A 15,891-nucleotide genomic window follows, 5' to 3' on the forward strand; every position below is an offset into this window, starting at 1 on the left:
TGACTTTACGGCATCTAAATCGTAGCTATGCAGAAAACAACATGACCTGCTTTTGTTGTCTCCTTTTGTTTTAAACCTCGCACATGGCAAAAAAAGGAACTCACCACTTCTATACATGACCAAATGCTCTCGACCACCTAAAAAAGAGGGCTTTCTATGCATTTCCTTTATATAAAAGGAAATGTATAGAAGTTTCATTTTATCATTCCTTAATTTCGTGTTATTATTTATTTCCACACTTGTAGGGGCAAGTTAAATTTAATCACTAATACAACTAGGGGTGTTTATTATGCAGTGTATCGAGACTAACAACTTACAACAATTATTAGATCAAGTTCAGCCCTATACGAAACAAGGTAAGCTTGCAACGTATATTCCTGAGTTAGGAAATGCAAATCCTGATGATTTAGGGATTGCAATTTATCATAAAGACAACCATTACAGTCATGCTGGAAAATCCCAGACCCTTTTTACCCTTCAAAGTATTTCAAAAGTAATTACACTTGCACTCGCACTTTTAGATTGTGGTGAAGAATATGTATTTTCTAAAGTTGGCATGGAACCAACTGGCGATCCTTTTAATTCTATTATTAAGCTAGAGACAACAAGCCCATCTAAACCATTAAATCCAATGATTAATGCTGGGGCATTAGCGATTACAAGTATGATTGCAGGAAATTCTAATGAAGAGAAAATGGAACGTATCCTTCAATTTGTTCGTGATATTACAGATAATCCTTCCATTAACTACTCTTCTAAAGTGGCCATCTCTGAATTAGAAACGGCTTATTTAAATCGTTCTCTTTGTTACTATATGAAGCAAAACAACATCATTGATGGGGATATCGAAGAGCTAATGGACCTATACACACGCCAATGCGCAATTGAAGTAAGCTGTATCGACTTAGCTCGTATTGGACTCATCTTTGCAATGGATGGTTATGATCCATACTATAAGAAGCAAATTATCCCAAAACACATTACGAAAATTTGTAAAACCTTTATGGTGACATGCGGTATGTACAACGAATCTGGAGAATTTGCAATTCGCGTTGGGATCCCAGCGAAAAGTGGTGTAGCTGGCGGTATTTTAGGATGTGTAAAAGGTGAAATGGGTATTGGTATTTTCGGTCCTGCACTAGATGAAAACGGAAATAGCCTTGCTGGATTGAAAATATTAGAATTACTTTCTGAACAAGAAAGTTGGAGTATTTTCTAAAAAGCGTCTGAAACGACGCTTTTTTCAATATAATTGTGCATATTCACCATACACCTCCGAATAGTATAGTACAGCCTAGTATATTTCCATTTAGGAGTCTAAATGGTTAACTAACTTACTCTTACGGAAAGCATTCTGAATAAAATGGAGGTGCTCATGAAACTCATCCTTCAAACAGAAGATCAGGCAGTTCTCGAAAAGACCATCCTTCTTTTTGTATTAAGCATCGTTGAAAGTTTAAAATTGAAAGTTGTTTCCCTTGATGAAGCCTATCGATACATATTTAATCTAGACGTACTAGAATTGTTAATGGACCGAAGTATTGATGATAAAGTATTGGAAATTGTCCATTTTGGCATCGAATTAGAAGACATTCAAAATTTAATCCCGGAAGATTTAGAACAAAATATCGAAGAGTTAAAATGGCGCTGTATTCAAGTACTAAGTGACTATGAAATGTATGAAGAAACGGAACAATTATTTGAAGATATTCGGTAAAATGAAGCTTCCATTACATGTAGAAAAAGCACCTTTTTAGGTGCTTTTTAATGTTTTTTCAAACTATTTTTATACGTTTCAATATTTACTGGTAATTCTTCCTCTTCTAACGTATGTTCATTTACATCTTTATGAATATACGCACCTTTTGGAGGTTGATGATCGTGTCCTTTTTTCTTATGATCAAAGGATTTACCGCGCCCCATACTAACACCTTCCTTTACCTAAAGTCTATGTTAGTATAAATAAAAGTTCGTCGACATATGCAATGGTTTGTTGTATTTCCGAGGAAATGGTAGAAAAATGTTTTCCTCTATACTTGCTGCTATGCAGAATACAACAGAACCGCTACTCACTTTCTCCTTTTATTTTAAACATTGCACGTGGCAGAAATAGGCCCTGACCGCTTCTATGCACGCCTAGACGCTCTCGTCCAACCAAAAAGAAAAAGAGGAATCATGTCGTTCTTTAACTTATATATCTTTCATAAAAGCTGCTTAACTGCAATGATAACAAGCAAAGCTCCAGCAATGACAGTTGCCCATTTCCCTAAGTGCAGCGCTAAGTATTTTTTACCGATGTAAGAACAAAACCTCACACATAAGAAGCTAAAAAATCCTGAAATAATAGCGGTCATCCACAAATTCAAATTTGTCACACCTGCATCAAAGCCACCTGCAATGTTATTAATGGATAATGCAACGCCAAGTACAATTGCTTCTGAAAAGCCAATTGTTTTAGACTCATCAAAATCGGCTGCTTCCGGATTACGTAAAATATACATCAACACATTGCTTTTCTTTCTCTCATCTACCTCTTTACTAAGCAGCGGCTGGCATAATACCAATACGCCAATACTCCCCAATACGATAGCACCAATCATATTAGCTGTAACATCTGAAATAAACAAAGAAATCCAATTCCCAAAAAAACCTGCCAAAAGTGTAAAGAGAAAACCGAAGAAAGCGATGATAAAGTTGTTGAACCATGAGATATGAATCTTCCGAATTCCATAAGCAATGCCTACACCCGCATTATCTAAATTTGAAGCGATCCCAATAAAAAGAACGGAAAGCAAACTTGTTATATACATCAATACGCACTCCTTTATTGCCATTTTTATTGTATCGTATGCAAATATTGAGCAATTGTGCCTGTCTGTTTCATATACTTTTAATAAAATATCAACATTTCAGAAACAAAAAGGAGCGCCTAAACCTATGTCTACTCAAAATATAAATCATCAACTTGGTACCGTATTAAAAGAATTGTTACAAGAGCGTTCATTATCAATGCGACAATTTGGAACGCTCACTAATATTGACCCTTCCACCATTTCACGAATTATTAATGGAAAGCAACAAGCGAAGAAAAAGCATCTTCAAAAATTTGCAGAATGTCTCCAAATTCCTATCCAGTTCTTATACGATGCAACGTATGCCAAACAGCCTCACCAAACTACTGAACCCCAGGCTGAAATGTATACATCAATTGATGCCATTCAAAACACATTACAATCCTCTAACTTATTTGATTACAAGTACACAACAACTCGTGTAAAACAAGAGCTTGAAAATTACGAACGCTATGCAAAAACAACAGAAGGCACACGCCTTATTCATGAAGGATTCTTAACAAAATTGCAACAACTTGATAGTACAGGTCCTTTCATTGATCAACTCACAGATATGTATCATCAATTTTGCAACGAAACAATTACATCGCAAGAACGAGCAATTCTCGGAAGTGCCTTGCTCTATTTCGTTTTATCAACCGATATTATTCCAGATTACGTCTTTCCCATTGGGTATTTAGATGATGCAATAGCAGTAGAATTAGCAAAGGAAAAATTACTTGAGATGAAGAACAAATCAGAGAAAGAAGAATAGCTCATTCCACATAAAAAACAAAGGAAATCGGAGCAACATGCCCCGATTTCCTTTGTTTTTATTATAAGCTGTGAACTTCTTTTGCATTCGTTTCTTCAACCTGTTTCATTTTTTTATTCTTAGAAAAATGATAAAACAGTAAGCAAACTAACATAAACGGAATGCCGCAATACAGTGCCATACGTTGATCTGGAATAAAAGCCATGCTCACAATTACAATCATATTTAATATGAAAGAAAGAAGCGGCACAAACGGATACAACGGCGTTTTAAATTTCAAATCCTTAATATCCCCGCCTTGCTTTATAAACATTCTTCTACCTAGAAGGTTTGATAACGCAATCGATGCCCAAACTAATATTGCACCGAATCCTGCAATGGAAAGAAGCCATAAATAAACAGTATCCTCTGCATATATACCACATAATAATGACAGACAACCAACAATCGTACTTGCGATTAATGCATAGATTGGAACACCCTTTTTAGATAACTTCCCAAAAATCGGACTAATCATTCCTTGGCTGGACATAGACCAAAGCATACGAGAAGTTGCATATAAGCCAGAATTTGCTACTGATAGCACCGCTGTAATAATAACGAAGTTCATAATGTCTGCGGCATATGGAATCCCAATTTTATCAAATACAACTACAAACGGACTTTCTACTAATCCTGCTTGTTGCCATGGGAATAAGCCAGCGAGTATAAACATCGAAAGGATAAAAAACACGAATATGCGCCAAACTGTGTTATTAATTGCTTTCGGAACTGTTTTCTCTGGATTTTCACTCTCTCCAGCCGCAATACCAACAATTTCAGTTCCCTGAAAGGAGAAGTTGACGGCAATCATTGTAACTAGAATCGCTTTCAGTCCATTCGGGAACAGTCCCCCGTGATCCGTAAAGTTTGAAAGCATCGGTGCTGCTTCATTTCCTTTCATATGTAAAAAACCAAACATCGCTGCACCGCCTAAAATAATAAACGCAATAATCGTAATGACTTTAATACTCGCAAACCAAAACTCAACCTCTGCAAAACTCCGTGATGATAATGCATTAATGGCAAAAAGAAGGACTGCAAAAGCGACGCACCAAATCCAAGATGGAACATCCGGAAACCAGCGCTTCATTAAAATACTCACTGCGATTAACTCGATTCCTATCGTAACAGCCCAGTTTAGCCATGACATCCACCCAACTACATAACCTACCGCAGGCGAAATATTCTTTGTAGCATACACTTGATAAGACCCTGCATTCGGCATGGCAACTGCTAATTCGCCAAGGCAAAGCATCGTTAAATACATAACAAAGCCCCCAACAAGATACGCGACAAGTGCACCACCTGGTCCGGCTTCATGAATTGTGTAGCCAGATCCTAAGAAAAGCCCTGTACCAATAACCCCTCCAAGTGCAATCATAAATATGTGTCGACTTTTTAGCTCTCGCTTTAACTCCTGGTTTTGCTTTTCCATATGAATTCCCCCTAGTCAAAGATGTAAACGCTTTAAAAATAATATAAAAAGAATAAAGTGCATTCTCATTATTACTATAGATTTGTAATAGGAGGGAGATGTTTCAAAAGAAAATCTCCCAATCCAAGGAAACACCGATAACTCGATAGATAGTTGCTACGAAAATTTTTTATCATTTACTACAATTGTTTAAAAGACTCTTAGAAAACGGTACATTATCTAGAAAGACTGTATTAATCACTTCCTGTGATCAATAAATCATCCCTAACTACTATTAATAATGTTTCACTCGTGATAGCTTGTCCTTCTTCTACTTCTAGCAATTCCACATAGCCGCTAATTCCCACTTTAACTTCTACTTTCTGCTCATCCATGGTTTCAATTAAAGCTAATTTCTCCCACTCATAAACATAGGAACTTTCATGAATAAATAACTTTGCAACTCTGCCATAACAAGGACTGTACACGTTTTCTACTACTGTTTTCATCTTTTAAACCTCTCTTCCTTATTAAGTGCGCTTGTAAAGCTTTTACCCCACCTCCAAATTGCTAGAACTCAATTATTATTTATGCAAGATATGTACCAACCTAATTTCTGACTTGGAATTAAGAGTTTGTACTGAAAAAATCTTCATTCTACGCAAAATCTTTCTTCTCTCTTAAAGATTTTTAACCTTAAAAACGCAAATTTTTTTTGCATACTCGCAAAAATTTTATTAAAATTAAGAAAAATCAGTCTTCATAGGGTATAACAGGGAGAAGGTGAAACATGTATACAGAAGAAATCAATTTCAAAAAATTAGTTGAAATGAATACGTTATATGAAACTTTACTGAATGAAATTGATATTGGGATTCACATGATTAATGAAGAATGTAAAACGATTATCTATAATCGCAAAATGATGGAAATTGAATCGATGGATCGCAAAGAGGTACTATATAAAAATCTTTTAGACGTATTTGCATTTGAAGAAAATCAAAATAGTACTCTTATCGAGGCGTTAACAGTTGGAAAAGCGAGAAAAAATATAAAACAAACTTATTTTAATAATAAAGGACAAGAGATTACAACGATTCATGATACCTTTCCTATCGTGAAAAACGGGAAAATCAAGGGCGCTATTGAAATAGTAAAGGAGATTCCTCCATTAAAACAAACTAGTAGAGGAAACGCCATACGAGGGCATCATACGAAATTTACCTTCAATCATATAATTGGGAATTCTAGCGCCATTCAATCGGTTATTGCGGAAGCAAAAAGAGTAACACGTACCTCTTCCTCTGTACTAATCGTGGGAGAAACAGGAACTGGAAAAGAACTATTTGCACAAAGTATTCATCATGAAAGCCAGCGTGCTGGAAAGCCTTTTATCTCGCAAAATTGCGCTGCCATTCCTGAAACTTTAATGGAAAGCTTATTATTCGGTACAAATAAAGGAGCGTTTACAGGAGCAATCGATAAACCAGGTTTATTTGAGGAAGCACAAGGAGGCACTTTATTATTAGATGAAATTAACTCGTTAAGCCCAGCACTGCAAGCTAAATTGTTGCGTGCCATCCAAGATAAAACAATCCGAAGAATCGGCGGAACACAAGAAAAAGAAGTAGACGTTCGAATCATAGCTACAATTAACGAAGATCCTATTGAAGCGATCACGCACAATCGCTTACGAAAAGATCTATACTACAGATTAAGCGTCGTTACTTTATTTCTCCCGCCTTTAAGACAGCGTAAAGAAGACATCTTACCGCTTCTTCATCGTTTTATTGAAAAATATAACATGCAATTTGCTCTACAAGTGCAAGGTGTGGATAACAGCGTAATCGACTTTTTCTATAAACATGATTGGCCTGGGAATATACGCGAGTTAGAGCACATCATTGAAGGCTCTATGAACTTAATTGAAGATGAAGATGTAATTACAACCTCTCATCTTCCAACCCGTTTTTATGAGCTAACAAAAAATGAATGCTCTATTCAACCACCGCTAGCTAGATGGGAAAGTAATCAATCGAAAACTTTAAAGAACACAATGAAAGACATGGAAAAAGAATATATCATTGAAATTCTTAGCGAGCATAATGGAAATATCTCGCAAGCCGCAAAGTACTTAGGATTAAGTAGGCAAAACTTGCAGTATCGGTTGAAAAAATATGGTTTAAACTAGTAGCTTTATATGTATTTTAGAGACCTTTTCTTATAGATAGGTGGTTTTCAAATGAATGAGCTGGAACAAGTCATAGAAAAATTCAAACTACACGTATTAACAATTGAAGATGTTCCTCAATCTTTTAGTTCAACAGTTTATAAAGTCAAGCTAATCAATCAAAGTACAGTTTATGTCAAGATTCCTTCTTCTAAAGTAAAGCTTGAACGTGAATACACCATACTTGATCGATTACACCATGAGTTATCCGTACCACAAATATTAAATTATTGGGCAGGGAATGAGGAATGTAACGGTGCATTGTTATTATCCGCAATCAACGGTGTACCGGCTACAGAGAAGATTGATGCCAAATTAGCTTATGATATCGGAGTACAACACGCTAAGTTGCATGCAATTATTCCAAATGAGCAAGACTTCAAAAGTTCCATTCCCAATGTGTATGATCAATGGTCTGCGTTTATTCAGCAATTTTTTTATTCCTTTACAACATATGTAAAAGAAGTAATCGATCCACATTTATACGAGCAAAGCTTACAATATTTTGATCATCATTTGAAATTACTTCCGTCTCCAAACGGACCTAGTTTTATACATATGGATTTTCGCCCTGGTAATATTTTAGTTTATGAAAATCAAGTAGCGGGTATCATTGACTTTGAAGGTGCCCGTATTGGAGCAACCGAAATAGATTTTACAAAAATCAATCGTGATATCTTTATAAAATATCCCGGCACAATGGAAGCTTATCAACAAGGCTACGAGTCCGTTCGCCCCCTTATTAACTTACAGGAAGTTTTACCATTTTATCGCTTTATGGATGCATTTGGCTCAATTGGTTGGTGTAAAAAAAGAGGCATTGAAAAACATCAAACCTTTTTACAGGAGAACTTAGCGATTTTAAATACGTTTTTTTCAAACGTACGATAAAGTGAAACTTTAATCAGCGGGGGCTCCATCCCCCACTGATTATTAGTTGAACCAATCGGGCTTTTACGGACAGTTTATCTCCCACCTAACTTCTTCGCTTTCGCTGAATTTTGAGGTGGGAGTATTACTGCCCGTTAACGCGGGATAAGTTTGCCCCCATTTCAAAGCTAATGTGTTTTGAAATGGGGGTGTTTCAATTAGAAATCAACCTTCTCCAAATACAATCCACTTGCCTCCGCAAGACAGTTGATTTGATTTCGTTGTTTTCCCTCTAAAATTTGTGGCATTGCTTCAGCGTCTAATTGACCTAATCCAACTTCTATTAACGCTCCAACAATCTTTCTCACCATATTGTGAAGAAAGCCGTTTCCACTTACTCTAATTTCGACGAATCCATCCTTTTCCGTTACATCTAATGAATAGATTTCACGAACCATAGATTTTTTCTTCGACTTCGCATTAGAGAAAGCTGTAAAATCATGCGAACCGATCAAATATTGAGCTGCTTTTTTCATACTTTCAATATTTAATTTTTTTCCAACGTGCATGCTGTACTTACGCATGAATGGATTCATATGTTCTTCATTCCAAATTTTATATAAATACGTTTTCGCTTTCGAATTGTAGCGAGCATGGAAGCGCTCCGTAACTAATTCCACATCAGTAATACTAATATCATTTGGTAAGTATTGATTTAAATTCTTTTTCACTTTATGTTCCGTCAAATTCTCATCAATCTTAAAGTTAGCTACTTGATTAAGCGCATGTACACCCGCGTCTGTTCTACTGCAACCGATGATTTCAATTTCTTTTCCTAGCATTTCAGATAGTACACTTTCTATTTTTCCTTGAATGGTATTTTCGCTATTACCGAGACGCTGCCAGCCTTTATAGCGACTGCCATCATATTGAATTGTTAATTTGTAGTTGTTCATTGTTTTCTGCTACTAAACCTATTTTGTTTTTAGTAACAGACTCACCGCCTTTCTTTTACCTGTACCTAAATATACACCTTCATGTGAAAAAATACTACGCTACAGAGCACTGCGGTAGAGACTAAATACACAAAAGACCGATTTTAATCGGTCTCATATATTCATGCTTAATTATTAAAATTAATCCCCAAAACTTAACCACAACTCCATCACCGAATCTAGTTCATGATTTAATTCAAGTTTCCTACCATATAGCTGAGTAAGTTCCTCATACTCGATATGATCAGCAGCCATAGCTATATCTAGCTGTCTTATCTCCTCTTCAAGCCTTTCAATCTTTGCTAGCGCCTTAGCCTTTACTGCCTCCTCCTTTATACCGTCAGAACCATTTCTTTGTTTCTTCACCTTCACGCTCTTTTTAACCGGCTCCTTCACATTCTGTAAGCTTAACTCCTCTTTTACACTTTTATAATAATCGTAATTTCCAAGATAGCTTTTACAGGAATGCTCCTCAATAACAATCACTCTTTCACCGAATTTATTAATAAAATATCTGTCGTGAGATATAAAAAATATTGTTCCTTTAAAGTCTTCCAGCGCTTCCTCAAGAGTTTCGATCGAATCAATATCAAGATGGTTTGTCGGCTCATCCAGTATTAATAAATTTACATCTTGATATAACAACATACCAAGTTTGAGTCTAATTTTCTCTCCCCCTGATAAATGTTTTACTTTTTTAAAGACGCTATTTTTATAAAACATGAATTTTGATAAATATTCCCGCGCTTTTCCTTCCAGTATCGAGATATCCTCCCTAAAGCACTCCAGCACCGTAAGCTCTTCATCTTTGAAAATAATTTTCTGTGGTAAATATGCCGCTATCACATTAGCACCTAATTCCACCACACCTTGATCCGGCTGCTCTTCCCCTAAAAGCATCTTTAAAAACGAGGTTTTCCCGCTGCCATTAGAGCCGATTAGCCCCACTCTTTCCCCGTAATGAACCATTACATCAGCATCCTTAAAAATTACTTTATCTCCATAGCTTTTAGAAAGCCCTACTGCTTTAATGGTTTCATTTCCGGATCTTTGCGCAGCTTTTACATGTAACTTCATATTTTGTCTCTCAAAAACCGGCTTTTCAATCCGCTCCATTTTATCGAGCTTTTTTTGTATACTAGCAGCTCTTCTAAAGAACTTATTATTATCAGCTCTCATAGCCCAATCTCTCAAATCTGTTACGGTCTTTTCCATGGAATTAATCTTTTTTTGCTGCTCTCTAAAATGCTCATATTGAATGCGTAAATTCTCTTCCTTTTGACTCACATAAGATGAATAGTTTCCCTTGTAGGTGATAGACTCCATATCCTCTATTTCTACAATTTTTGTGACTACATTGTCCAAAAAATATCGATCATGGGATACGATAATGACAACTCCCTTGTAGCTTTTCAAATAGCCTTCGAGCCATTCAATGGAATCCATATCTAAATGATTGGTCGGCTCATCAAGCAACAATATATCTGGATCATGAATCAGCAGTTTCCCAAGTACAACGGTAGTTTTTTCACCACCGCTCAATAAATCAAAATCCTTGTTTAAAAAGCTTTCATCAAATTTCAGCCCCGTGCAAACCTTGCCTAATTTTTCTTCTATATCATATCCGCCCTTCACTTCATATAACTGAACTAAGTCACTGTACTTTTGCAGGGATTTTTCTAAAGCGACATCTTCTAACGTCTTCATTTGTTCTTCTAATACACGCATTTCTTTCTCTATACAATGAACTTCCTCAAAAGCCATGTTTAAAACATCAATAACCTTTAAGCCTTGTGGATACGAAGGCGTTTGCTCAAGATATGCACAAGTTGCCCCTCTCGGAAAATGAATAAGACCCTCATCATATCCATAGCTTGAGGTTTGTGGATAACCTGGATAGTAATGCATAGGCTCTATCCCTGCAATTAACTTCAGGATCGTACTCTTTCCGCTACCATTTGCGCCAACAATCCCAACTTTCTCTCCTGCATAAACCTCAAAACTTATATTTTTAAGAACAAGTGTAGCATCCATATATTTCTTAATACCGTTTAATGTTAATTCAAACATACAATTCCCTTCTTTCATCCATAATACAAGTTACGCATTTTATGGACAGGACAAAGAAGACCTTCAATACTATTTTATTTTTTAAATAAAAAGGCTGTAAGAAGATGATGTCTTCTTACAGCCTAAATAATCTGTGAATATAATTTATGTAACTATACAAGCAGAAAATAAGTATATCAAAAACACATTGTTATGCCTGTATATCTCGCCTCCTAAACAGAGGTGAAATATGTTATAAATTATAATCTCGATTTTAGTAAAGTAAGTTACCTTCTAAATTGCCTTGATCCCATAAAGAGCATAACCAAATAGACCTAACAAAATTAGGAAAATTAATACTCGTTATAAAATCCATATTAATTTTAAATTAAAATCAATATTAGCAATTAGTTGGCGTCATAACTTACTTTCCCCCTCCGAAATTTTCTTTATTATCTCACTTTTCAATATCTTTGTAAATACAATTAATGGAATCAACAGTGTACACACTCTCTCTTCTCGTTCACGGATGCCAGCCACGTTCCTGTAAAAACTTCTGAAGCTCTTCTTCAGACAATACATTTTTCTCCCACTCTTCGCACTCCTTTAGAAACTCCTCAGTCTCATAGGCAACAGACTGCTCCTTCTTCCGAAACCGCACTGCTGCTCTCTCTACTTCACTAAGCTTCGTATATCCTCTCTCATGCCAGTCCCGTAAAATGCCCTTCACATAAGCCAGCGTATGATTGTTGTTTTCATGGGCAATCTGGAGTGCTTTCCATACAAGTTCATCTGACAGATCATTCATCCACGCATTCAGCTCCTCCTTTGTATACGGTGACAAGCCGCCAAAGTTTCATTCATAAAACGTGAATACATCGCTATCCGAGTCCGCTTCACAGCTTTCAACGGCAGCTTGAGACTCTTGGGCAGGTATGCCAAAATACTCTAATAATAGAGGGATATTCATCTCTTCCTCCAAACATTTTTGAAGAAACATATGTATAAACTTTTTGCTTTTCACAGTCTTTAGCTCACGCAACACGCATTTCTCAATATTCGTGTTCGTAACTGGGTTATAGCGTAACCAATTTTGGATGTATAACTCCTTCGTTTCTGCATCATATAATATTTTCCCATAATCAATGAACCGCTGCAGCAGCTTCTCAATAGTTTCTCGGTTATAGCCTGTTTCCATCTCCGCTAAACGCTTCGGTAAGGAATAAATACCGCATTGCGTCGTTTTAGAACATGTCAGCAAGTATATGTAAAAATATCGCTCCTCCGGCGTTAACTCTAATACAAAATCGTCCTGCCAAAAATTCACCTGTACATTTCGGTATACTGCCATTTCTATTCCTCCCATCTTTCACGACACATATAAAATTGCCACATCCTTAATAGATATAAGGACGAATGAGAAAATTTGGCACTTTGATTTTTTTAAAATGACTACTACGGTTTTATTTCTTTCGAGATGATTCTTGTAGTAGTAGTTTTTTATTTTGTTTTTGTAATGATTTATTACTTGTAAGGGGCTTTTGATGTGCTTACAAGGGGTTTGTAAGGGGGCTATTCATTTCCTGCCTATAACAAAAATCCAAATTCGACCAATTTAAAACAATAAAATCTAGTCAAAAATAATGAAAATTTAAGAATAATGAGGTACACTAATCAATGGTTTTAGTTTAAAATCAGTTGACGTTGATATATACGGAGGAATAGTTTATGAACAACAACACAATAAAGGAATCAGTTGAAGAAGTTGATAAAAAACGAGTCAACTCAAGCAATCGTTTTAAAAATTGGAAATTTATCACAGCAGGTGGCGTCGTTATAATTGCACTCCTTGGGGGAATGAGTTATTATCAGGCAACTCGTTTCAATTCACAGGTTACGATTAATGACACAAAAGTCGGCGGTCTAACTGCTGATCAGACAATACAGAAATTAAAAACATCTGGATTAGAAAACAAAGTCTATGTCGGCCAACAACAAATTTTAGATGAAAAAGATACGCAGACGGAACTTACGAATGAGGATTTGCCTAAAGTTAGGAAACTATTAAAAAGCCAGTGGACATTTTTCCCTTCCTCAAAAGAAAAAAATTATTCACTGCTACCTGAAAAGGCGGATCAGTATCGAAGTGGAACGATGAAAAAACTTGTAGAAGAAAAGCTCATCTCTATGAATAAAAAATTAAAAGCGCCTCAGGATGCTATGGCGAAGCTCGAACAGGGCAAAGTTGTTATCTCAAAAGGCGTTGACGGAAAACAGTATGATGTTGCTAGTCTATTGAAAGATTACGACAAGCAGAAGTATAAAAGTGAAATCCATTTGAAGCCTGTATACATACAACCTATTAAAGAAAACGATCCGATTGTCAAAAAAGAAGAGAAGGCACTTCAGGACCTTCTTCAACAAACCATTGATTATAAGGTACAAAATGAAGTTTACTCTTTAAAAGCTAAAGATCTAATTCAAAACGCCTCTATGTCAAAAGATATGAAAGTTACAATCGACGCGAGCGACATTAAGAAAAAGATTACTGAAATTAATAATGCTAAATCAACATTAAATAAAGACTTCACATTTAAAACCCATTCTGGTTCGGTCATATCAGTAAAAGGGCAAGGCTATGGCTGGGCAATACATGCTGAAAAAGAAGCAAAACGAATCCAAGAAGCTTTCGAAAAAGGGGAAAAATCACTTTCCGCTTCTAACATTTACGGAAATGGCTGGGAAAATGAAGGCATCGGTTATGAAACAACAGCGAATAATGGAATTGGAGACACGTATGCGGAAGTGTCTATTGCAGAACAACAAATTTGGATTTACAAAGATGGACAATTAGCAGTCACAACAAATGTAGTTACAGGTAAGCATAGCACGAGTGAAGATACATCACCGGGTGTATGGTATATCCTCTATAAACGATCACCGTACACACTCAAAGGTAGTGCAGTAGGTAAACCGGATTATTCCGTTAAGGTAGATTACTGGGCTCCGTTCACAAACGGCGGACAAGGGTTCCACGATGCCGGTTGGCGGACAAACTGGGCAAATAATGCCTATTTAACTGGGGGTTCAGGCGGATGTGTCAATCTCCCTCCTAGTATTGCGAAAACTGTGTATGATAACCTCAGCACTCATGAACCGGTTGTCGTGTACTAACATATCAAAAATTTTCTTTATAAAAACAAAGAAGCAGGAAATCTTAAATGATTGTCTGCTTCTTTGTTTTTATTATTTATATCATTTACTTATGGTGCAGTTCAGCGTAATTCACTTATTTTTCTTTTTTAACAAGCCTAACAACATTCTCCACATGTGCCGTATGCGGGAACATATCCACTGGCTGTACATACTCCACGTCATAACTCTTCATTAACGTTTTCACATCACGCGCAAGTGATGATGGGTTACACGATACATATACAACCGTTTCCGGTTTAACTTTTAAAATTGTTTCGAGTAGTTTATCATCACAACCTGTGCGCGGCGGATCAACAACGATGACATCTGGACGCCAGCCTTCTTTTACCCATTTTGGTAGCCATTGTTCTGCTTTTCCAGCCTCGTATTTTGTATTTGTGAAGCCGTGACGCTTCGCATTTTTCTTCGCATCTTCAATCGCTTCTGGAATGACATCCATACCGCGTACTTCGGCTGCATCTTTTGCAAGCCACAATCCAATTGTACCAACGCCGCAATACGCATCTACGATTTTTTCTGTCCCTGTTAAAGCAGCTGCTTTTTTCGCTTCGTTATATAACATAACTGTTTGTTCAGGATTTAACTGGAAGAATGCGCGTGCAGATAATTCAAACGATAAATCACCAAGTGTTTCTTGGATCACTTCTTTTCCAGCTAAGCGGAATGTTTTATCACCGAAGATAACAGATGTTTTACGCCAGTTCACATTTTGCATAATCGATTTTACAGATGGCATTTGCTTTTGCACTTCTGCAATAAACTGTTCTTTATTTGGCAATTCTTCTTTTGTTGTAATTAATGTAACTTGCACTTCGCCTGTTTGAACGGCAGCACGCGTTACAATTGTCCGTACAAGACCTTTTTGTTTTCTTTCATTGTAAATAGAAATGTTCAGTTTTTCTAATATACGTCTGACAACTTTTGTTGCTTCGTTCGTTGCTTTATGTTGAATCATACAATGCGAGATATCAATTAAGCGATGTGAGTTTTGTTCGTATAATCCAGTGATGACCTTTTCATCTTTACGTCCGACTTGCAGTTGGCTTTTGTTACGATAATGCCATGGGTCTTCCATACCAAGCGTCTGACGAATCTTATCTTCCATACTGCCATTCATATACTTCTCAAATGCTTGTACAACGATGTCACGTTTTTGATTTAATTGTTCTTTGTAATCTAAATGCTGAAGCTGACAACCGCCGCATTTATCGTAAACAGCACACGGCGGCTTCACGCGATGTGGGGAAGCTTTACGAACTTTTTTCACTTTTGCTTCCGCAAAACCGCGCTGAATTTTCATTGTTTCTGCAACAACTTCTTCTCCTGGTAATGCCCCTGGGATGAAGACAACTTGGCGCTTAAAGTAACCTACGCCCTCTCCGTTAATCCCAAGACGCTTTATTGTCACAGGAAACGTTTGACCAACTTCTAACTTACTCTCATGTTGTTTTTGTATCATTGTTACACCT

Annotated in this window: 13 protein-coding genes and 1 pseudogene; 6 read left to right on the top strand and 8 right to left on the bottom strand. The window is 36.6% G+C overall.

Annotated features, from left to right (window positions below; genetic code table 11):
* Positions 1-289: 289 nt before the first annotated feature.
* Together glsA and AB1280_RS15595 are read left to right on the top strand one after the other, a co-directional pair.
* Positions 290-1,219 carry a glutaminase A gene (glsA, locus tag AB1280_RS15590; RefSeq protein ID WP_429756377.1) on the top strand — a complete coding sequence of 310 codons (930 nt, stop codon included), beginning with the start codon at positions 290-292 and terminating at the stop codon, positions 1,217-1,219.
* Between the two features lie 156 nt (positions 1,220-1,375).
* Positions 1,376-1,717, top strand: coding sequence for a DUF3969 family protein (locus tag AB1280_RS15595; protein WP_035433471.1), 342 nt, complete (start codon positions 1,376-1,378; stop codon positions 1,715-1,717).
* A 47-nt stretch (positions 1,718-1,764) separates the two neighbouring features.
* Here AB1280_RS15595 and AB1280_RS15600 read toward each other — a convergent pair whose 3' ends face one another.
* Together AB1280_RS15600 and ytaF are read right to left on the bottom strand one after the other, a co-directional pair.
* Complete coding sequence (locus AB1280_RS15600; RefSeq protein ID WP_020061179.1) at positions 1,765-1,923, bottom strand: hypothetical protein; 159 nt, start codon at positions 1,921-1,923, stop codon at positions 1,765-1,767.
* Between the two features lie 278 nt (positions 1,924-2,201).
* Positions 2,202-2,810, bottom strand: a complete 609-nt coding sequence (gene ytaF, locus AB1280_RS15605) for a sporulation membrane protein YtaF (RefSeq protein WP_429756378.1) — start codon at positions 2,808-2,810, stop codon at positions 2,202-2,204.
* Between the two features lie 127 nt (positions 2,811-2,937).
* Here ytaF and AB1280_RS15610 point away from each other — a divergent pair, with 127 nt between their 5' ends.
* A complete protein-coding gene (locus tag AB1280_RS15610; protein ID WP_272188966.1) occupies positions 2,938-3,606 on the top strand; it encodes a helix-turn-helix domain-containing protein in 669 nt (222 codons plus the stop codon).
* A gap of 61 nt (positions 3,607-3,667) precedes the next feature.
* Here the strand turns inward: AB1280_RS15610 and AB1280_RS15615 are convergent, their stop codons facing one another.
* Together AB1280_RS15615 and AB1280_RS15620 are read right to left on the bottom strand one after the other, a co-directional pair.
* Complete coding sequence (locus tag AB1280_RS15615) at positions 3,668-5,083, bottom strand: amino acid permease (protein ID WP_429756379.1); 1,416 nt, start codon at positions 5,081-5,083, stop codon at positions 3,668-3,670.
* A 233-nt stretch (positions 5,084-5,316) separates the two neighbouring features.
* Complete coding sequence (locus AB1280_RS15620; RefSeq protein ID WP_272188964.1) at positions 5,317-5,571, bottom strand: hypothetical protein; 255 nt, start codon at positions 5,569-5,571, stop codon at positions 5,317-5,319.
* 281 nt (positions 5,572-5,852) lie between these two features.
* On the opposite strand from AB1280_RS15620, the gene AB1280_RS15625 reads away from it, so the two are divergent.
* Positions 5,853-7,253 (top strand): sigma-54 interaction domain-containing protein, encoded by a 1,401-nt coding sequence (locus tag AB1280_RS15625; RefSeq protein ID WP_429756380.1) that lies wholly within the window; start codon positions 5,853-5,855, stop codon positions 7,251-7,253.
* Positions 7,254-7,304: 51 nt separating this feature from the next.
* Positions 7,305-8,183, top strand: coding sequence for an aminoglycoside phosphotransferase family protein (locus tag AB1280_RS15630; protein WP_429756381.1), 879 nt, complete (start codon positions 7,305-7,307; stop codon positions 8,181-8,183).
* Positions 8,184-8,380: 197 nt separating this feature from the next.
* Here the strand turns inward: AB1280_RS15630 and truA are convergent, their stop codons facing one another.
* The 3 genes and pseudogenes from truA to AB1280_RS15645 form a co-directional block, all read right to left on the bottom strand.
* Complete coding sequence (gene truA / locus AB1280_RS15635) at positions 8,381-9,118, bottom strand: tRNA pseudouridine(38-40) synthase TruA (protein WP_429756382.1); 738 nt, start codon at positions 9,116-9,118, stop codon at positions 8,381-8,383.
* A 180-nt stretch (positions 9,119-9,298) separates the two neighbouring features.
* A complete protein-coding gene (gene abc-f / locus AB1280_RS15640; RefSeq protein ID WP_429756383.1) occupies positions 9,299-11,227 on the bottom strand; it encodes a ribosomal protection-like ABC-F family protein in 1,929 nt (642 codons plus the stop codon).
* A gap of 502 nt (positions 11,228-11,729) precedes the next feature.
* Positions 11,730-12,557, bottom strand: a pseudogene (locus AB1280_RS15645) (DnaD domain-containing protein).
* A gap of 377 nt (positions 12,558-12,934) precedes the next feature.
* Between AB1280_RS15645 and AB1280_RS15650 the strand changes: the two are divergent.
* Entirely contained in the window at positions 12,935-14,380 is a 1,446-nt protein-coding gene (locus AB1280_RS15650) for a L,D-transpeptidase family protein (RefSeq protein ID WP_429756384.1), read from the top strand.
* Positions 14,381-14,495: 115 nt separating this feature from the next.
* Here AB1280_RS15650 and rlmD read toward each other — a convergent pair whose 3' ends face one another.
* Complete coding sequence (rlmD, locus tag AB1280_RS15655; RefSeq protein WP_429756385.1) at positions 14,496-15,881, bottom strand: 23S rRNA (uracil(1939)-C(5))-methyltransferase RlmD; 1,386 nt, start codon at positions 15,879-15,881, stop codon at positions 14,496-14,498.
* Positions 15,882-15,891 lie beyond the last annotated feature (10 nt).

It is taken from the genome of Bacillus sp. S10(2024), assembly GCF_050473865.1.
Taxonomy (GTDB): Bacteria; Bacillota; Bacilli; order Bacillales; family Bacillaceae_G; genus Bacillus_A.